The following is a 19,758-nucleotide window of genomic DNA, read 5'->3' on the forward strand; positions in this document are numbered from 1 at the left end:
TGGGAGAATCCCGATTCCTATAAAATTAAACGGTATTCAAAAAAATAGAGGCCGAAATCAGGAAATCGGCCTCTATTGAATAAAAAAGGCTGTCTTCAATTATCAAACATCAATATGAGACAGCCTCAATCTGTTGATGATCTCGCTCGATTCAGGAAATTGCCGAATAAGATCCTTTGCCTCAAATAATTCAAAATCCTCAAAATCAAAGCCTGGGGATACTACACAGGAAACCAGTGCATAGCTTCTGGGCTCATCCACAGAGCTTCCAAAAATTGTATTGGCCATCACTAAATGCTGAGGAGCCGTATGCCTTTTTGGCGATGGAAATCCAAGGGAAAGCTTCTGATGGCCATGCTCACTTAAGGTGTGTATGGTCAAATTACTCCCTTCGTGAAAGAACCAAAGCTCATCGCTCTTGATTCGATGAAATTTGGATACATTGTCAGATGTGAGAAGGAAATAAATTGCGGTACTCAGGTTTCTTTCCCCCGTCTCGGTTCCAATGCTGGTTTCAGACCGGTAAGTCTCGGAATAAAATCCACCTTCTGGATGTGGTATGAGGTTTAGCTTTTCTACAAGAAAAGCAATTCTTTTGTCCACCTCCATATCACGTGGCTGGATAAGATGCAATCAATATATCCACAATTCGCTCAGCGGTTTTTCCATCCCAGAGCGGTATTCCCTGATATTGCTTCCACTCTCCATGCATGATTTTTTCCAAGTAAGGTTTTAGCTTGGACGGATCCGTCCCCACAAGTTCGTTTGTACCGAGATGGATGGTTTCAGGTCGTTCTGTATTGTCACGAAGGGTGATACAGGGCACGTTCATCACTGACGCTTCTTCTGTTATTCCACCGGAATCGGTAATCACACCTTTTGCATACTTCACCAGATAGTTAAACTCCAGATAGCCTAAGGGATCGGTCATGTGGAGATTGGGAGCGGCTATTCCAAGATTTTGAAGGTTTTTGGCAGTGCGGGGATGAACTGGAAATATGATAGGAAGGCCTTTTGTTCCTTCCAGAATCGCGACGATCATGGCTTTTAGCTTATGCTCTTGATCCACATTTGCTGGACGGTGCATCGTCATCACAAAGTACTGACCGGATTCTAGATGTTCGAAAACGGAGCCTTCAGGTTTCTGGAAGCGTGGCATCTGGGTCTTCAGGGTGTCGATCATCGTATTGCCCACAAAATGGATTTTGCTTTGGGCAAAGCCGCTTTTCCTCAAATTCTCATTTGCGATTTCGGAAGTGGTAAAAAAATGATCCGTGATACTGTCAGTGACCATCCTGTTGATTTCTTCCGGCATAGACAGATCACCTGAACGAATTCCTCCCTCCACATGGGCTACATCGATCTGAAGCTTTTTGGCAGTGATAGAGCAAGCAAGTGTACTGGTCACATCTCCCACCACCAGGACTATGTCTGGGCGGTTTTCCAACAATTCCTTTTCGAAAGCGACCATAATCGCCGCAGTCTGTTCCGCTTGTGTACCACCGCCGCCTCCCAGGTTTACGTCAGGTTCGGGAATATTCAGCTGCTCAAAAAAATCCCCTGACATCTTTTTGTCATAATGCTGTCCGGTATGTACCAATCGGAAGCTGACTTCAACACCTGCTTGCTTTTTTTTGGCCAATTGATGGATAATTGGTGCTATTTTCATGAAATTGGGACGGGCACCGGCGACTATTGTAAAACTAGACATCTCTTGTTGTTATATTCAACCCAAAAGTAGCAAACCTTTTGTAGGCTTTGGAGTAAATTAACAATCTTTTGGTGAGCCTGTTTTGGCTCCTTTTTTGTTTCTTTGTTGGGTTAAATTTTCTTAACTGACTGAAATTGATGAATTGTAATATTTGGTACCAGGGAGCAAGGAGGTTATTTCCGCTTTTTCTCATATTTTCATTTTTCTCCTGTGCCGATACACTGGAGATGGAGCAAATAGTTTACACCAATGATTTTTCCGATTTAAACTTGGAAGGCTTTGAAAACGGCAGACTTTTCGTTTTTGAAGACGACACGGTGGCGGGATACTATCATAACGAGGAAGTGGCATTGAATCTGAAAGACCTACCTTCCCACAATCTCCTGAAAATCACCTTAGAGATTTTAATACATGATACTTGGGATGGAAATTCATCTGATGGTGTAGGCGGTCCGGATCAGTGGTTTTTTGGTGTAGATTCGGAAGAAATTTTCAGGACGACCTTTTCCAACACTCCCTGTGAATCCACTTACTGTCTCTATCAGTCTTTTCCGGATACTTTTTCCAAAACAAACAGACCGAAGACCAGCGCCATCCAGACAAATTTGCCCGGACGGTGCTTATACAGTTCTGATCCAGCGTATTCGACAAGGTACCGTTTTTCTAAAATAATCGAACATAGTAATGCCAGTGCCCGGATATATATGAATGCGGAACTGTTGGCCACAAATTCCCCTGATCCGATATGCGATGAATCCTGGTCTATCGCAGGTATTACAGTTGAAGCCCTTACCGTGAATTAAGCATGATGAAGACAAGGAAATTATTGAATAAGGGTTTTGGAGCTTGTTTGCTGCTTGTTTTGCTCAGTCACTATGCTTCTACCCAAACTGTGCCCGTGGGAACCCCTGTGCTGGATGATTACCTACGCCGTGCCCAATTGCTCGGAGATATAGATTCCGCTTCCTCCTTTATGATCAGGCCACTATATCCCGCATCTGCCTTTGGTATAAAATACGGCTTTGATCTCGATAGCTCAGTGGTAGATATGGATCTTTCCACTGTACATACCCGGTTTGGAAAAGATAACAAAGGGACATTTTTGATGATGCCGGCAGTGGTCAAGCTTCAGTATAATTCCACCTATGCGTTTGGGGTCAATGACGGGGCTTTTATTCCCAATCGTGGGATTCAGACCATCCTCAGCCCCGGTGCCTATATGGAATATGGGGGATTGAGTGTACAGTTTCAGCCTGAATTGTTGGTCGCCCAAAACCAGGATTACCTAGGTTTCCCTCTGGAGCATCAACTGAGTATCCTGTATTATTATGACTATATGAACCGGATTGACATGCCGGAGCAGTTTGGTAAAGGCACCTATGTCCAGGCCTATCTCGGACAATCCAGCATCCGCTATAATTTTAAAGAGTATTCCGTGGGAGTTTCCTCAGAAAACCTCTGGTGGGGGCCCGGAAGGAGAAATTCGCTCCTGCTGGGGAACAACGCCCCCGGATTTCTGCACTTTACCGCCAATACCCGCAAACCGGTAAAAACTACCATAGGGGCTTTTGAAGGACAGATGATCGGTGGTTTTTTGAAATCTTCCGGTTATTTGCCACCATGGCCAGACTATAGGATTCAGGAAAATAGTGTTCTTATCCCCAAACCGGAGAATAGTGAGCGTTTCTTGTCGGGTCTGATATTTACTTACCAACCTAAATGGGTGCCTGGGCTATTCCTAGGTTATGCTTCCACAAGTCAGGTGTACCAGCATGATATTTCTACGCTGGGAGATATTCTCCCGGTTTTCAACGGAAGAAAAAAAGCCCAGAATATTGTAGATCCCATAGAGGAGAAAAGGCAGCAGTTTAGTTCCGGATTCTTTAGATGGCTGAGCCCGGAAGGACACTTTGAGTTCTACGGGGAATATGGTACCCGTGGCAATGACCGCAAACTGAATGATTTTATGCTGACTCCTGAGTCTGGAAGGGCATTTACCTTTGGGTTCTCACATCTCATGAGTTTGAAAAAACCGGGCCATTATTTCCAGGTCAGTTCAGAAATGACCCAGACAGGACAGACCATACGGGAGGATATCAGAAATCTGGATACTTGGTATATCCATGGTCATGTAGTGGATGGCTATACGCACAACGGCCAGGTATTGGGTGCTGGAAATGGCCCCGGAAGCAATGTGATCTTTGTGGAACTTGCCTGGGTGAATAAGATGAACAGGATCGGCTTCCAGATGGAGAGGATTGTCTATAACAATGATTACTATTACTATAGATACGAAGCTTCCAAGGATTGGAGAAATAAATATGTCGATCTGGTGCCTTCCTTGATAGGCGACTGGAAAGTTGGAGATGTATTGCTCAATGCCAGGCTACAATACGTAAATACCCTGAATTACAAGTGGTATCTGGAGAATAACCCTGATCAGTATTTTGTACCTGGTTATGACCGAAAAAACTTCGTGGGACAAGTAGGCCTAACCTATATTTTCCAGTAGGATTTAGATACTGGGAGAGATCACACTGGGATGATTATAATTTATGCGAGATTCGACCTGCCTACCGACAGGCGTGACCGTTAAAAATCATTTATAAACACATGAAAGTAGAGAAGAACAAAGTGGTAGCTGTGTGCTATGAACTGAAAGTGGATGATGGAGAGACGGGAATGGTCCCTTACGAGTCCGTACCTGAGGATAAGCCCTTTTACTTTTTATTCAATGCCGGGGAAGTCTTCCCTAAGTTCGAAGAGGCATTGGTAGGCAAAACCGCAGGGGATACATTTATAGCTGACCTGGGCTATGAAGATGCTTATGGGGACTATATAGAGGAAAAGAAAACAATCATCCCCAAAGCCAATTTCAAGGAAAATGGAAAGAAAAACAAAGATCTACTTAGGGTAGGCAATGTGATTCCAATGCAAGACAATAAAGGAGGACAGATCCGGGGGGAAATCACCAAGATTGACTATAAGGGAGTACACATGGATTTCAACCCTCCTCTTGCCGGATATGATCTGTTTTTTGAAGGTAAAATCATCTCAGTACGCGATGCGCTTCCAGAGGAGATAGAACATGGGCATGCCCACGGGCCAGATGGCCACCATCATCATTAGATTTACTCGATGCCCTGTTCCCAGAATAGGGCATCTATCGTATAAAGTCTCGGGACTGATTGGGACTGGAAGGAGTCTTTTTATCTTAAAATCCCCAGATTGACGAAAATTGTTAATTGGAGCTTGCCATTAATCTGCCCTGCTCATCAGCCAATTCCTTTAGGCCTTCTATGCGCTCAGAATCGTATAGCTTTAGAGCCTTGCTCAATTGTTTGGAGGCCTTGCCAAAATCCTGCTCATTGAAATGGGCTATGGCATCATTATAATATTGTAAGCCCGCCAGCTCAGTGAGGTTGACTTTTCTGAAAATAGCATTGTCCGATAGATCAATCTTCGGAGTGCCTAATCGCTGGTTTAGTGATTTCAGCGGTGCATGATCACTGGCTTTATAGCCCTCCAGATACGAAGCCACCTCTGTAGACGCTGTGATCATGCCTCCTATAGGAAGCGTGCTTTCCAAGATGATGTCTTTCCCTTCATGGTGTACCACAATAAAAACATGATAATCCGTCTCCACCACCTTGTACTCATATCCATAGCGATCCAACAGTAAGGCTAAGGCCGCAGAGGCGCTGACACAGTCATATTTGCCATCAAAAAGCATGTCATTGAAGGTGGAATGTTGCTCGTAGGTCTTGAACAGTTTCTGGTGGGATTTCTCGAATAGGTGCCGAAGTACGCTAAGGTCTGTGCCTTTTTTGTCGTATTTTTTATCTAGAACGGCGAGCAACTCAACCCATTTTTCATCTGAAATACTACTGTTTGGATGAACCGCTCTAAAGAGAAGAAAGGAATTTTCTTGTCCTGCTTTCCACAGCTCCATTTCGGTATTGCTGTCAAAAGGCAACTCATTCAAATTCCCTATATCCACCTGCGCTTTTGCCAGAAAGGCAAGAGCTGCTAAAAGGAAATATGTGAGAAATGCCTTTTTCACCTTGGATGAAGATAATGTTACCAATATTACGATAAGCGTTGTATAAAGTTAACAATTTGATAACATTAAAACGCATAGGGATGAAAACTTAATATTGGGAAACTTAGAGACAGCCGTTGATAAGAAGCCTTAATTATCAGTGTTGAGTCTCAGTGTTCAGCCATACCATTTTCTGCGTTGGACTATTCGAAGTATAAGTATACGCACCACACGGATGCCTTGAAACATGCCTGCCGTCCTTTAGGCAGGGATGGCATACCTAGGACTTTCCCAGCAAGCCCCGTTTAATCCATCGTCTCGTGCTTTAATGATTCGGGCTTTACCTTATAATTCCCCCGTTCTTCTGCCCTATTTCGGATCAAGCGAACGGCTTACTGTTAGTCTCTCCCGGTGTCTTGCACGAAACTTTAGGCATACATGCAATAATTGGCTAGAGCCCCTCCCCCTCTAAAATTTCCCAAAAAAGCTACCAAAAGGCAAAGTTATCTTTAGGTCAAGAAAACCTGATAAAATTTTTGTATCTGGTAATCAATAAGATATGAATTTCCAAAGGATTTGGAATTTTTTATTCCCACTTCATTTTTTTGCTGAATAATTACTAAAAAATGCATTTCAAACAATCCATGTAATTTCCATAAATAAAAAAATACCCAATATTGGGTATTTTTTATTCGGATTTAAAAACCGATTATGCGTTCAGTTTCAACGAATAATGCCGATGGATAATCATATTTTTTTTGTGATTTATTGTTTTGCCTTTCAAAGCCTGGCAGGGTATGAAAATGCATTCGGAACTTTGGTTCAGAATGCCAGCAAAGCACCAGAATCTCTTCATATCGGGAGCATAATGAGTCCAGCTTTAACAAACCTTCAAGAATTCAAGGATTTCCTATCAGCTACAACGTTGAAAGAAAGCTCCGGCTCATTTGAAGATTTCAGGCATGATAGCCTAGTGCAATATCTTAAAGATGGTTTTGGTATGTCTTCTATTCCAACCGGTATCCTTGAATGTTTTTCCCTGCCCCTCTTTATAAGGGCTTAAATGAAGCCTTGCCATGATCAAATATAGAAAGCAGTTCCTATATAATTTAACCAGTCTATATGTTGTTTATGAACAAGCATAAGAAAAGCATCGCATTTTTTCTATTGTTGGTCTTTACCTTACCGATGGGCTCTGGGCGATTACTTGCATTGACATCTGGAGTCCCAACCGCTGAATTTGGTGGATTTTCTTCGCCCAGCACAAGTGAGATGGACGCCCCATTAAAGGATGGTTTTTCATACAATGCCCCTCTTTTTGAATCGTCTGAACCTTATGGGATTGATACTTTGATAAATGCAATAGCCCCCAGTGGCGGGCAGGGCTATACAATGCCTATGGAGAATGAGGAATCGATAGAGATGCAACTTACACCGGAGCAAAAGCAGGAATTGGCAGCATTCGAGCAAATGCAGGCAGAGAGAATCCAGCAGGTAAAATTAGAGTTGGAACAGAGAAAGCAGGCGGAGTTGCTGTCCATCCAATCGGGAATGGGCAAGACCGCTCAGGAATCTGGATCCCAAACGATGATGTCGGCCGGTATGCCTACACAGGCTGAGTATGATGCGCTCATGGATTTATATCAGGCCACAAATGGGGCGAACTGGACAAATAATACAGGTTGGAGTAGTGCCAATCCAAATGTAATCCAAGACGTATCGGGCTTTTATGGGGTCCATACCAATGCCAATGGAAATGTTACCGGGATTTTTATGTCCTCAAACAAGTTGTTGGGCGAAATCCCAGAAAGTATCGGCAATCTTGCCCATTTGGAATATTTAGACTTATCGGTCAATAATTTATACCAGTATATCCCCCAATCTATTGGAAACCTTGTGAACCTAAAGTTACTGTATCTAAACAGCTGCGTGATCAATTGGTCAACAATTCCTGAGTCTATAGTTAATTTGACAAACCTGGAACAGTTGGCCCTTCATTCCAACTACCTGACAGGACCAATCCCTGCCGATATAGGGAACCTTACTAAATTGAAAGTACTGGCTTTATTCTTTACAAAACTTGAAGGAAATCTCCCTTCCTCAATCGGAAATATACATGATCTGGAGTGGTTGGAATTAATGGGGTCAAATTTCTCGGGGCCAATCCCTTCCTATTTCTCAAACCTTACTAAACTATATCACTTTAGAGTATATGATAATCAGCTTACAGGGCCTGTCCCCGATTATTTTTGTTCTTTTCCAAATCTTCTGATTTTAAACCTTCAAAACAATCAATTTACGGGTACTTTACCGACATGTATTTATACTTCGGGAATCAACCATGTATTTCTGGCCAACAATAGTTTTTCTATAGAGAGTCTTATTGACATGGCTCCCCACTTCCCCGATCAATCTTATTTTCTTCCGCAAAAGGCCTCTACGGACACCGTTTATGTCAGTGTCGCTGAAGGTGATTTTTTAGTCCTTACCACTGATTTGGGCATAAATGCTCCAGGTGTTACCGAATATAGGTGGGTAAAAGATGGAGCTCCGTTATTTCCTGACTTTCGGCAGAATGCATTTGAATTTACGGACACTTCATTTTCATGCCAATATTATCCCGAGGGTAGTTCTGGTCCCAACAGTTGCAATGGGGTGTATCAAGTAGAAATTCAAAATTCCTTATTGCCTGCTGGTACGGTGATTAAAGGTCCCCCTGTGGTAGTTGAAACAATACCTGAGACTTTAAATATGACGATATGTTTAATGGAATAAGCGATGATCTCTCAAGTTTTCTGGAAGGGGATATTCCTGTTGTTGTTAATGTTTATTTGAAATATTTTCAATTGAAAAGTAGTATATAAATTCTTTCAGTTAATTTATGTTTATTATAATGAATAACCTGCGATTAGTGATGAAAGGGAGTGTAAATTTTAATCTATGATAACAAAGTCTATTATGAAGTTATTACATGGGATGATTTGTAAAATATTTATTGCGATTTTCGTTTTATTTCTAATTTCTAATTTAGCCACTGCTCAATCAGAAGAAGATTTCTTGTCACAAAAAATTCCAAATATAATCCCACCTTCTCCAAATGCAGCTTCTTTAGGTAAGTTTGGAGATATCCCGGTTAGCCTTCATACTGGCATACCCTCTATTTCCATTCCTATTTTCGAAATTTCTGCTTCCGGAAACACTTTACCAATTTCACTTGACTACCATGCCTCGGGATTAAAGGTAGAGGAGTTAGGTTCCTCTGTGGGTATTGGCTGGGCTTTAAATTCCGGAGGGGTAATAAGTAGAACTATTATGGGACTGGATGATTATCTTCCTGGTGGATATTTATATAATGGTGCTGGTCAAGAAGTATCGGACTATATAAATGGGCAAATGACTGAAGCGGAAGAGATCAATTATAGACTGTCTGTAATAAATGGACTTGTTGATACCCAGCCAGATGTATATACTTTTAATTTTTCAGGCTTTTCGGGAAAATTCGTGTTCAATGCAGATGGCGAAGCGTATATTATACCTTTTCAGCCTTTAAAAATCCTGCGGGATTCCAATGGTTTTACAATAATAGATCCCAAGGGGATACAATATAGATTTGACGAAAAGGAAACAACGTTCTCAAATCTCACTTATGAGAAAAACGGTCAACTTCAGCCTTACTTGGATCCTCAGCAATACACTTCAAGCTGGTACATGTCCAGAATAGATATGCCAACCGGACAGGAAATTACTTTTGAATATGTTTCCTCAATAATTTCTCCGGAATACCAAACTGCTGAAACAAGGTACTTCCGAAATGCTCTGGAACAATATTGTCCTGAGAATGTACCATTTGATATGGAATATAGCATCAATACATTTCAGGATGTTCAGATTACCCAAAAGAAAATTTCAAAGATTAATTTTCCAAATGGTGAAATATCCTTTGCATATAAAGCAGCTGACAGGAATGATTTACCTGGTGATAAAGCATTGGAAAAAATCACCGTTAAAGACCATCTTCAACCTATAAAAGTTTTTGAACTATCACAACAATACTATGCCGGCAGGCTTTACCTTAAGTCCATTTCCGAACTTGACGGGAACAATGCGGAGATTAAACCTCCTTACGTATTTGACTATCTTAATCCTGATAATTTTCCTTCTCGATCATCAAAGGCGCAGGATTTCTGGGGCTTTTATAACGGGAAAAACTCAAATAATACTTTGGTGCCTAAATCCCTTGATCCCTTTGTTGGATTAAAGTCAGGATATATTTATGCTGCTGGAGCCGATAGGAATCCTAACGGTACAGTTGTTAAAAATGGGATTATCAGTAAAGTTACTTACCCTACAAAAGGATATACCCTTTTTGAGTTTGAGCCTCATGTATATGGAAATCTTGGAGGCTGGAAAGATATATTGGATACTATAAGAACTACCCAATCGGTGAATACGGTGTTGTCAGCCCCTCCTACAGGTGTTGCGGCTCAGAAGTTTTTTACAATTACCCATGATCAAAGTGTCAATATACAAACGCAGGTTTCGGGATATAATACTTACGTAAGGCTCTATGAAATTAATAATGGAGAATTTATAATTTATGGTCAGGAAAGTACCGGAAGTACTGACGTCCAAACCCAAAACATTTTTATGACGCTTGGAGCAGGCGAATATAAGTTATTGGCTTTTAATTATGAAGAGGAGTTTGTTTCTCAAATCTCTGTACACCATTTGCAAAATTCACAGAACTATACCCTCGCTAAAAATAGGACTGGTGGTGGTATAAGAGTAAAAAGAATTTCAGATTATGATAGTGATAATCAACTTTTAAAAGATAAAACATATGATTATACTATTCCTGAAGAGGAAGATAGGTCAAGTGGAATTTTGGTTGCGCAATATAACCATGATTATTATAAGTATGAATCAGTTTGTATAGCTTGCAACGAAATACCATCTGTAGTTACGGCTAAGTATCTAGTTAGATTATCTACCAGTGCTGTACCTATGTCATACTCCCAGGGAAGTGCAATAGAGTATAGTGATGTTACTGTGTTCGAGGATGGCCAACAATTAGGTAGTATTATTGGTAAGGCACATACGAAATATATCACCAGTAAGGAGAATCGTGATGTGATATTTTCAGATTTCCCTTTTTTACCCCCTTTTAGCAGATCCTTTATGAGAGGTGTGATAGTTGAGCAGAATTATTATAAAATAGATGGGAGTATATTTAAACCTGTGAAAAAAGTTGTCAATTCTTATTCATCTAAGCTAAATCAGAAGTCTGTACCGTTTTTTTTATCAATTGGATTTCTTAGGGAGAATTGTTTAACTCCCACAAACTCTACTTTCGTCGAAAATAAAGGAGCACATAATAGTTTGTTTTATTATGTGTCTCAGTCGGATGAGATTATGTTTGATACGTCTGGTAATGAGTCTTTTAAAAAGACAATACAATATTTGTATGACAACCTTAACCATTTGCAAATAAGCAGCATAAATGAGGATGAAAGTACAGGAGCAGAAAGAACGACAAAATATTATTATCCAGATGATGTCAGCAGTACAGGTGCTTTGGGAGGTGGGGTGTTGACAGCGAGTGAATTTAGTGCGGTCAACAAATTGAAAAGTATCGATAAGCACCAGATTAATGAGCCTGTTCAGGTTGAAATGTGGAAAGGAAATACGTTGTTGGCAACAAGGAGAACCACTTTTAAGGAATTGCCAGCCAATAAAATTTTACCTCACAAAGTTAAAACCTCCAAGGGGACTGCTCCTCTGGAAGATAGAATTGAATATATTTCCTACGACGGAATGGGAAACCTCTTATCGGTATCAAAAAGTGCTGAAAAAGCCAGTTTTTTATGGTCTTATGATGGGCAATTCCCTGTTGCCGAGTCTGTCAACGCAACTTACAGCCAGATCTCCTTCACCTCCTTCGAAACTACGGACAAAGGTGGTTGGACTTACTCGGGTACCCCTGTCACTACCCACAAAACCGGTAAGAAAGGCTACAATCTTAGTTCCGGTTCGGTTACCAAGACAGGGATTGGAGCCTCCTCATCTAATCCTTATAGAGTGGGTTTCTGGGCCAGAAGGAGCTCAGGTACAGGAAATGTAAATGTTGGGGGCCAGACGGAATCCCTGACCACCGCTTGGAAGTGGGTGGAGAAGGACATAACCTCGTCGAGTCTCACGATTTCTGGGAGCAGTGTGATAATCGATGAGCTCAGGCTTCACCCGGCGGATGCCATGATGACCTCATACACCTATGAACCATTGGTCGGGATGACCAGCAAGACCGAGCCCAATGGCTATACGCTCATCTATGAATATGACACGGCCAACCGCCTGAAGACCGTCAAGAACGAGGACGGGCATATATTGGAGCATTACGAATACAACTACGCCAGCGGCAACTAACCATTTTTAAGATGAGACACTATCTGACTGCTTCCCTTTTTCTCTTTTTGGTTACCGCCTCAGCAACGGTATGCCAGACGACCGAAAACTTTGTCAAGACGTATAAAGCCCGTATGGGAACCACTTCTGTGTCCACGGTCACAGGAGGTACACCCAGCCAGTCCTATAAGACGTTTACCTACTTTGATGGCCTGGGCAGGTCCAAGCAGACCATAGGCAGACAATCCACGATCAACGGTAAGGATCTGATTACGCCCATAGAATATGATGATTTCGGAAGGCAGGAGAAAGAGTATCTGCCATATTTTGAGACCACTGGCCCCCAGGACGGTAGCTATCGTGATAATGCACTGGCAACCCACACCAGCAGAACCAGCGCTATTTACGGGGACAGCTATGGTTATACCCAAAACCTGTTTGAACCTTCACCCCTAAATAGGCTGGATAAGCAGGCAGCTCCGGGCAGTTCCTGGCATCTGGGTTCGGGCAAAGAAGTGAAGTTTCAGAGAAGGCCGAACACCGTTGCCGATGATGTGAGGATCTGGACAGTGGACTCGAACGGGCTGCCCGTGACCTCATCTTCCTATGCGGCCAATACCTTATGGGTTGAAGCCGCCTTTGACGAGGACGATATCCAAACCCTACAATATACCGATAAACTGGGAAGGCTTATCCTGAAAAAAACAGAAGGCTGTGACACACCTCCCGGTGACGGACATTCGGGTTGGCTGGCCACCTATTATGTGTACGATGATTTAGGCCAGTTGCGGGCAGTGATTCCTCCCCTTGCCGTTGATATGTTTGAGTTGAACAATGCCTGGTCCATGTCGAATAACGAAGATCTCGCTTTTGAGCAGTATTTTGTTTACAAATATGACGGCAGGGGAAGGATGATAGAGAAAAAACTACCTGGCCGAGAGAAAGAGTATTTAATATACGATCTTCAGGATAGAATGATAGCTACACAAGACGGAGTACTTAGAAAAGACCAAAAGTGGTTGTATTTCAAGTATGATGCTTTGGGGAGGTTGCTTTCCACGGGTATTGTTTCAATTGCTGCTTCCTTTTCGGACCTTCAAAACCTAGTTAATACTGAAGGAGGATCCAACAATGCAGCTTTAGTCAACGGGGATATCGTAGGTGGATTGCCTGCAGATCAAGGAGATGTGTTGACAGTTAATTATTATGATTCTTATCAGAACCAGTCCGTCTACACTTTCCAGGCTGATCCCGGTTTTGATACTCAGGCAAGCACCCGTGTCCATGGGTTGCAGACGGGTAAAAAGGTCAAAAATCTGGAAACTGGGGAGTATTATATTACGGCATTTTTTTATGATGATAGGGGAAGGGTGATCCAAACCCTCTCTGACCACCAGTTGGGGGGTGTGATCCGTACCTCAACCCAATACAATTTTGAAAACCAGCCGCTTTCCACCCTCACTTCAAGTACGGGTACAGGCGTAGGGGATATCCTGAGGACGTATGGCTATAATGTGATCGGGCAGTTGGAATCCATTGAGCATACGGTCGGGTCCGAAGACCCCCGGACGATTGCGCAATACACCTATAACGATCTCGGCCAGCTGACGGCAAAATCCTTTCCCGAAATAACTTCGGGGAACCAGACCTATGGCTACAATATCCGGGGATGGCTGAAAAACCTGGGCAGTGCGTTGAACGGCGGGTTTACCCAGACCAATTATTACCAGGAAAGCACCGCCGCCACGCCGAGGTATAACGGGAATATCTCAAGAATCGACTGGGGTGGGGTGTCAGGCCCTGAGGAGCCCTATAAGACGAGAACCTACAACTACACCTATGACAATGCCAACAGGCTCAAAGCCGCTGATTTTACCGCAAGCGGGGAAGCAGACAGATTTACCGTCTCGGGCATCACCTACGATGCGAACGGGAATATCCATAACCTGGAAAGGAGCAACCAAAAGACCGCATCGACTTATGGCCCCGTGGATGATCTGGAGTATTCCTACCACAGATACAGCAACAGGCTGTCGCAGGTAAAGGACAACAACACGGCACTTGCCTATACCGCCAGGGATTTTAAAGACCGGGGAACCGCGGAGTACGGTTATGACGAGAACGGCAACATGACCGAGAACGTGGACAAGCAGATCAGTCTGATCACCTATAACCACCTCAATCTGCCACAGGAGATCACCTTCTCCACGGGAGGGAAGATCAGATTCGCTTACGATGCCGAGGGGAACAAGCTGACCCAAAAGGTGTACAACAGTAGCGGGGCATTGACCAAGACCCAGGATTACATCGGTGAGATCGTGCTGCTGGACGGCTCCCTGGATTACCTAGTACATGAGGAGGGACGGATAGTATCCGAACCGGAAGGTCTCTATAGTGAATATTATGTCAAAGACCACCTGGGGAATGTGCGTCAGGTATTGCGCAGCCCGAATGTCCAGTCCTTTATGGCCACCATGGAAACCCAGCATGCGGAAACAGAAGAAATGGAGTTTTCCATGGTATCCGCATCCAGACAGACCGAGCCCGAGCACAACGTGACGCAGGGAGGAAACAAGGTAGCCTGGCTGAACGCAAATAGAGGCAGGATGGTAGGCCCTGGCAGGACCCAGGAGATATATGCGGGTGACAGCCTGAAACTGCAGGTTCACGGGAAATACTTAGAGGACAAGAAACAGAAAGCCAATGCGGGGAGCTTTATGTCGGCCGGGGCTGCGGACCGGCTGATCAACGACCTGAACGAACTGGCACTTAGCAACCTGCGGGCGGGCGGACCAAACCCGATCGCTTTACTGAACCTGGCGGATATCCTAGCCAAGGATCTGCAGAAGAAAGAGGCTCCCGAGGCCTACCTGATGTATGCACTTTACGATCAGGATTCTAACAGATATGAGGTGGGCAAGAAAGTCCTGAGCAAAAACGCGGCAAACCAGCATGAAGTCTTGGAGGAGAATATGTATATTTCCAGGGACGGATATATGGAGACCTTTGTGGTGAACGAGACCTCGGAGGATGTCTGGTTTGACAATATGATGGTGATGAGCGTGAGTTCGGCCATCGTGCAGGAGACGCATTATGACCCTTGGGGCTTGGAACTGACGGGGTTGGGCTTTCAGCATGGGAGCATGAAGGCGAACAAGTACCTCTACAACGGAAAGGAACTGATAGATGACGAAGGCCTTCAGTATTATGATTATGGGGCGAGGATGTATGATGCGACGATTGGGAGATGGGGTGTTGTGGATCCGTTGGCACATATGAGAGTGTCTTTAACTCCGTACAACTTCGTAAGCAACAATCCGATATTTAGAATAGATCCGACAGGAGCTTTGGACTATCCTATTTATGGGAAAGATGGAACGTATTTGGGAGATGATGGTAGAACTGGAGGGGATTTGGCTTTTATCGGGGAAAGAGACGGCAAAGGTGGATTTAAAAATCTAACCCAGTTTACTGACAACCATACTCAGTTTCAGACTTCTTCAAATATTGTTAGGCAGGAAGGTACTACATCTGAATCAAAAGAATACTTATGGATTGCACATACAGCAAACAATGCTGCGAATGCTTCTGGGAAAAGCCTCTATAGTAAATTGATGTCCGGTTATTCAAGTGTTAGTAAGTCTAATAAAACTGCTTTAAGTATTAGCAATAATTCAAACACAGCAAAATTTGCTAGGGCTGGAGTGATGGATGTACTATCTGGAGGAGCAGACCCAACAGGAGGGGCTCAATTTTGGGATGGAACGGATTTTCTTGCTTGGGGTTTAAGCTCACCAAATGGAACACCACAAAATAAATTTGAAGAGTATTCGTCTATTTTTATTGATGTGATGACTTTTAATGCTTATGAGGCTTCTCAGAAAGAAAAATGGGGTAATTCAGTTAGATATGGTTCCAAAAGTTATAATATTCCTGCGGATGTTTTCAGTATAATTAAGAACCCTTCAAATTGGGGGTCTTACAGACAATCCACCTCAGGAGGCACATTTGGATTTTATTATAATACAGGAAATAAAGGAGGAGTATTAAATGCAACTGGCACAGCAGGGGAATCTATTTTTTGGAGAGTAGATTAATAAACATTAAAGACATGGGATTCAAGACAATTTTGGTTATTGCAAGTTTAATTTTCTGCTCTTGTAAGAATACAAAATCAAGAAATTTAGAGAATTTGAGAAATGAACAATTAAAAGAATTAAGTGATACTCTGGTGGTTATTTGTAATGGAGAAGAATACAGGTTAGAAGTTGATTATGACCAAGAATCGAAATCAAAATTCATTCGCGTTTTTAACGAAAACAGAATATATAAAAGAGTCAAACTACCTAGTCAGCTTGATTATAGTGGATTTTCATTGAATGGCTTTTTGAAAACTGAGAAAGGATTTATTGTTTCAGTCGAGTATGGCTCAATTAACTATTATCAAAAGGAGTTTTATTTTCAGTGCAAGCAAAACGGTTTCAATTTGCACCAAATCCGAACAAGTTCGTTTAACAAGAGAGATCCAAGTAAGGAATCTGTACAAGATTCAATATTAAGTTCCCAGATATCTTTGAAGGATTTTATGTTTATCCCATTTTTGGAATAATATATCTTGATCCATTAAAGTGCAACGGCATGTTGAAGCGTTCTTTGACTGGATAATCGTGTAGAGAAGGGTGAGTCCGGGGTAAAAAACCGTACAGAGGTTTTAGAGAATAGATCCACTGGCGGAACTCGATAGAAAGTCATGTCCATATTCTTATGCATTTAATAATCCTTTACTATTTATTGATCCAGACGGAATGTTTGGTGATTTCTACGATGAAAGGGGGAAGAAACTGGGGGCAGATGGAAATGATGATGTAAGACTTTACGTAGATACGAACAGGCAAGAAGCCAAATCAATTAGTGCAACAAATAAATCAGGAGGTACGACACAAGCCAGCTCAGTTTTTTCTGCCGTTGAGTTGCCAAGTGCCAAGGTTAGAAAAGAGATGGGGAAAGCGGTTACACGAAGTAATCAACCAAGCGGTGATGATACGAAAGGAGGCTTTCATGAAGAAGGAGGAATTTTTGGGACAGGTAATAAAAGGAGTGATCAAGTGATATATGCAAAACCAGGAGGGCTAGCAATTCCAGGAGTTGATGAATTTGCATCTGTTGATCCGTTTAGTGGTGAAACCAGTGATAATTATCTAAATGAAGTTGATGGTACATTCCATACACACCCAAGCGGAAGAAACAGTGCAGGAGGGTTTGATCAATATCCATCTGATTTCATAAGTAGAACAACTGGTGAAAGAATGGGTGATATTCCAACTGCAATCTCTCAATCAAATCCGAATGGAGTGCGATACGTGAAAGGTAATCATTACGTTCTTGGTACAGGAAATGATAGAGTTACCATATATAATGGAAGCAACCCAAGAGTGGCAACCTTCCCTTTAAGGAAATTTATCTCAATTGGAATTAAATGAAAAAACTATTTTGCATATTGACTTTGTCTCTTTTATTCTATTGCTCAGCAAACTCGCAGACACGCTACAACACTGAGAAGCAGGATTCAACAAACGTATATCATAAGGCTATTATTGAATTTTGTGATTACGTAAACGACCAGTTCCCTAATGTTAACAAGCTTAATTTTGAGAACCTACCTATTACAACTATGTTTCCAGATGAAATAGAAGGAATTAAAATTAATTATGTACCTCGTTCGGAAGTGAAGAGAAGATTTAAAGCTGGAGAGATTAAATATTATTGTGTTGTTTCTCCTATGCAATTAAAAGATGGAGAATTCTACGTAAGTATAATTACATTTAAAGTTGATTTTCAAAAAAACCTATGGAGTGAATATAAAAGGAATCAGATAGGGTTTGTCAGTCAAGGTGGGATAAAGAGTAGGTTTAGGTACGACGTGAGTAGTAACAGTTTGATGTTCATAGCTTCTGATGGTGGAATTCAATTCATTGAGTGAATGAGTGATACTTAAAGAAAATTGTAAGTGAACAAGTACCTCTACAACGGTAAAGAGCTGATTGAAGACAATGGTCTTCAGAACTACGATTATGGTCAACGTATGTATGATCCAGTCATAGGACGTTTTAACCGGATCGATAGATTTTCAGAGAAGTACAGTTCTCTATCGCCTTACCAATACGGAGCAAATAACCATATAAGTAATATTGATATCAACGGGGATAGCATAGTTAACAACAATAGGGCGGTTATAGAATCCATTGTCAATGATTTAAACAGAATTTTCGAAAGTACATACGGGACTTCTGGTTTTAGTACTCATGAAAGAAGTAAAACAGAAAAAACTAGAACAAATGATTGGTCGCTTTTAGACCCTTCAATTTGGGGGAATATATTCAAGTCGGCAGAATATGACCTGGTAACCACGACAGATTATGCTATTTCGTTAAATGAAGATTTCGATTGGAATCAGGATAAGTATACTTCAGGCATGAAGGATGTTGTCAGTGGGGCCGGAGATGTATATGTTGATATCGTCCAAGATAATGGGAGTAAATTTAAAAATTCAGTTCCTAAAGGAATGGATGGAAAGGGATTGCTGAATGGCTTTGGGGGAGGATATACAGTTTCTTCAAACAATGTTATTCTTTCCAATAAATTACCAAACACTGATAATAGAAATAAGACGAATACATGGACAATAGGTGCTGTCACGCTACATGAGATCCTATACCATATTCATACAGTTGGGAAGACTGAAAGTGGTAATCCTAATAAAATGAGAGAACACTTTGGGTTGAAAAGGGGTAGAAGCCATGGGCCAGGAAGTAGACAAAAATATTGAAATTATGAAGCTAAATAACCTATTGATAATGGGAGCTGTTGCAGTTTTTATGTCCTGTGGATCAGAGAAGTTGAAACTGGAATTGTTTAGAGTTGAAGAGGCACGGATTGGCTATCAGTACTTACTAAATCAGAATTTTCAAAAATCTGAAGTTGATGCAATGATGTTTGAAAAGTCCTTTAACGATACTTTAATTTATTATGAATATACGGAAGACTTAAAAAGGCTTTATTCGAAGACTTGGAGGTTTCCTTTTGAAAAATTCAATAAAGAAGAATTAGAGAAATTCCTTAAAGAGAATAATGTTTTTCTTATGGTTCCTGATGATTTTTCGCTTATTGATCCTAATACTATATTTTGCGTTATGAACTATAGTAATAATCTAATCTATTTTTGTTCCACAGATGTTGTTGATGAGAAGAATATGATCAATATCGTATATTATTTCCCCTTTTAACTTTTGTCCCTAAGTATAGTGAATTCCCTTCTGGGAGAAGTTTGGTGTAGGTGCTAGGTGTAGATACAGTCTATACCTTTCTATAAAATAAAATAGAATTTTTAATTCGGATAGTTTAGGGTGTAATGATTTATTGAATAGCAAAGTATGAAAATTGACTGAGTATATTAACGGGAAGAATCTTTCATTTTAAGGCATACTCCCCATGGTTATCTGCTTGCACTGTATTCATGCTATAGAGGTGAAAATAATCCAGATTGGGCAGATTCTTTGGTACATGAAGTTGCGAAAGCCTTTTATGTTGGCGTGAAGTATTTAAA

The 19,758-nt window shown here is 41.7% G+C and carries 15 protein-coding genes; 12 read left to right on the forward strand and 3 right to left on the reverse strand.

What is annotated here, in order from left to right; genetic code table 11:
* Positions 1-102 precede the first annotated feature (102 nt).
* Together LZF95_RS23770 and wecB are read right to left on the reverse strand one after the other, a co-directional pair.
* Positions 103-609, reverse strand: a complete 507-nt coding sequence (locus LZF95_RS23770) for a cupin domain-containing protein (protein WP_233757855.1) — start codon at positions 607-609, stop codon at positions 103-105.
* Between the two features lies 1 nt (position 610).
* Complete coding sequence (gene wecB / locus LZF95_RS23775) at positions 611-1,711, reverse strand: non-hydrolyzing UDP-N-acetylglucosamine 2-epimerase (protein ID WP_233757856.1); 1,101 nt, start codon at positions 1,709-1,711, stop codon at positions 611-613.
* Between the two features lie 137 nt (positions 1,712-1,848).
* Between wecB and LZF95_RS23780 the strand changes: the two genes are divergently transcribed.
* From LZF95_RS23780 to LZF95_RS23790, 3 genes are all read left to right on the forward strand, one after another.
* Positions 1,849-2,514 (forward strand): hypothetical protein, encoded by a 666-nt coding sequence (locus LZF95_RS23780; protein WP_233757858.1) that lies wholly within the window; start codon positions 1,849-1,851, stop codon positions 2,512-2,514.
* Positions 2,515-2,516: 2 nt separating this feature from the next.
* Positions 2,517-4,223 carry a capsule assembly Wzi family protein gene (locus tag LZF95_RS23785; RefSeq protein ID WP_306422410.1) on the forward strand — a complete coding sequence of 569 codons (1,707 nt, stop codon included), beginning with the start codon at positions 2,517-2,519 and terminating at the stop codon, positions 4,221-4,223.
* A 101-nt stretch (positions 4,224-4,324) separates the two neighbouring features.
* Positions 4,325-4,840, forward strand: a complete 516-nt coding sequence (locus tag LZF95_RS23790; RefSeq protein WP_233757859.1) for a peptidylprolyl isomerase — start codon at positions 4,325-4,327, stop codon at positions 4,838-4,840.
* Between the two features lie 112 nt (positions 4,841-4,952).
* On the opposite strand, the gene LZF95_RS23795 is transcribed toward LZF95_RS23790, so the two are convergent.
* Positions 4,953-5,774 (reverse strand): hypothetical protein, encoded by an 822-nt coding sequence (locus LZF95_RS23795; protein WP_233757860.1) that lies wholly within the window; start codon positions 5,772-5,774, stop codon positions 4,953-4,955.
* Between the two features lie 718 nt (positions 5,775-6,492).
* Here LZF95_RS23795 and LZF95_RS23800 point away from each other — a divergent pair.
* From LZF95_RS23800 to LZF95_RS23840, 9 genes are all read left to right on the forward strand, one after another.
* A complete protein-coding gene (locus LZF95_RS23800) occupies positions 6,493-6,816 on the forward strand; it encodes a hypothetical protein (RefSeq protein WP_233757861.1) in 324 nt (107 codons plus the stop codon).
* Between the two features lie 68 nt (positions 6,817-6,884).
* On the forward strand, positions 6,885-8,528 hold the full coding sequence (locus LZF95_RS23805) for a hypothetical protein (protein WP_233757862.1): 1,644 nt from the start codon (positions 6,885-6,887) through the stop codon (positions 8,526-8,528).
* A gap of 183 nt (positions 8,529-8,711) precedes the next feature.
* Entirely contained in the window at positions 8,712-12,176 is a 3,465-nt protein-coding gene (locus LZF95_RS23810; protein ID WP_233757863.1) for an RHS repeat domain-containing protein, read from the forward strand.
* An 11-nt stretch (positions 12,177-12,187) separates the two neighbouring features.
* Positions 12,188-16,252 (forward strand): DUF6443 domain-containing protein, encoded by a 4,065-nt coding sequence (locus LZF95_RS23815; protein WP_233757864.1) that lies wholly within the window; start codon positions 12,188-12,190, stop codon positions 16,250-16,252.
* Positions 16,253-16,266: 14 nt separating this feature from the next.
* Positions 16,267-16,764: a hypothetical protein gene (locus LZF95_RS23820; RefSeq protein WP_233757865.1), complete on the forward strand. Its 498-nt coding sequence runs from the start codon at positions 16,267-16,269 to the stop codon at positions 16,762-16,764.
* A gap of 196 nt (positions 16,765-16,960) precedes the next feature.
* Positions 16,961-17,635: a hypothetical protein gene (locus LZF95_RS23825; protein WP_233757867.1), complete on the forward strand. Its 675-nt coding sequence runs from the start codon at positions 16,961-16,963 to the stop codon at positions 17,633-17,635.
* The gene (locus tag LZF95_RS23830; RefSeq protein ID WP_233757869.1) at positions 17,632-18,135 is read left to right on the forward strand and encodes a hypothetical protein; all 504 of its coding nucleotides are present in this window, start codon (positions 17,632-17,634) and stop codon (positions 18,133-18,135) included. Before LZF95_RS23825 ends, LZF95_RS23830 begins: the two co-directional genes overlap by 4 nt.
* Before the next feature lie 27 nt (positions 18,136-18,162).
* Entirely contained in the window at positions 18,163-18,981 is an 819-nt protein-coding gene (locus LZF95_RS23835; RefSeq protein WP_233757871.1) for an RHS repeat-associated core domain-containing protein, read from the forward strand.
* On the forward strand, positions 18,953-19,438 hold the full coding sequence (locus tag LZF95_RS23840; RefSeq protein ID WP_233757873.1) for a hypothetical protein: 486 nt from the start codon (positions 18,953-18,955) through the stop codon (positions 19,436-19,438). The genes LZF95_RS23835 and LZF95_RS23840 overlap by 29 nt, the downstream gene beginning before the upstream one ends.
* Positions 19,439-19,758: the final 320 nt, after the last annotated feature.

The sequence above is a fragment of the Algoriphagus sp. AGSA1 genome (assembly GCF_021390545.1).
Lineage (GTDB): Bacteria > Bacteroidota > Bacteroidia > Cytophagales > Cyclobacteriaceae > Algoriphagus.

What these genes read in the sequence shown, in the direction of transcription:
- LZF95_RS23770 (WP_233757855.1), bottom strand. Translation starts at nt 609, where the DNA reads ATGGAGGTGGACAAAAGAATTGCTTTTCTTGTAGAAAAGCTAAACCTC.
- wecB (WP_233757856.1), bottom strand. Translation starts at nt 1,711, where the DNA reads ATGTCTAGTTTTACAATAGTCGCCGGTGCCCGTCCCAATTTCATGAAA.
- LZF95_RS23780 (WP_233757858.1), top strand. Translation starts at nt 1,849, where the DNA reads ATGAATTGTAATATTTGGTACCAGGGAGCAAGGAGGTTATTTCCGCTT.
- LZF95_RS23785 (WP_306422410.1), top strand. Translation starts at nt 2,517, where the DNA reads ATGATGAAGACAAGGAAATTATTGAATAAGGGTTTTGGAGCTTGTTTG.
- LZF95_RS23790 (WP_233757859.1), top strand. Translation starts at nt 4,325, where the DNA reads ATGAAAGTAGAGAAGAACAAAGTGGTAGCTGTGTGCTATGAACTGAAA.
- LZF95_RS23800 (WP_233757861.1), top strand. Translation starts at nt 6,493, where the DNA reads ATGGATAATCATATTTTTTTTGTGATTTATTGTTTTGCCTTTCAAAGC.
- LZF95_RS23805 (WP_233757862.1), top strand. Translation starts at nt 6,885, where the DNA reads ATGAACAAGCATAAGAAAAGCATCGCATTTTTTCTATTGTTGGTCTTT.
- LZF95_RS23810 (WP_233757863.1), top strand. Translation starts at nt 8,712, where the DNA reads ATGAAGTTATTACATGGGATGATTTGTAAAATATTTATTGCGATTTTC.
- LZF95_RS23815 (WP_233757864.1), top strand. Translation starts at nt 12,188, where the DNA reads ATGAGACACTATCTGACTGCTTCCCTTTTTCTCTTTTTGGTTACCGCC.
- LZF95_RS23820 (WP_233757865.1), top strand. Translation starts at nt 16,267, where the DNA reads ATGGGATTCAAGACAATTTTGGTTATTGCAAGTTTAATTTTCTGCTCT.
- LZF95_RS23825 (WP_233757867.1), top strand. Translation starts at nt 16,961, where the DNA reads ATGTTTGGTGATTTCTACGATGAAAGGGGGAAGAAACTGGGGGCAGAT.
- LZF95_RS23830 (WP_233757869.1), top strand. Translation starts at nt 17,632, where the DNA reads ATGAAAAAACTATTTTGCATATTGACTTTGTCTCTTTTATTCTATTGC.
- LZF95_RS23840 (WP_233757873.1), top strand. Translation starts at nt 18,953, where the DNA reads ATGGGCCAGGAAGTAGACAAAAATATTGAAATTATGAAGCTAAATAAC.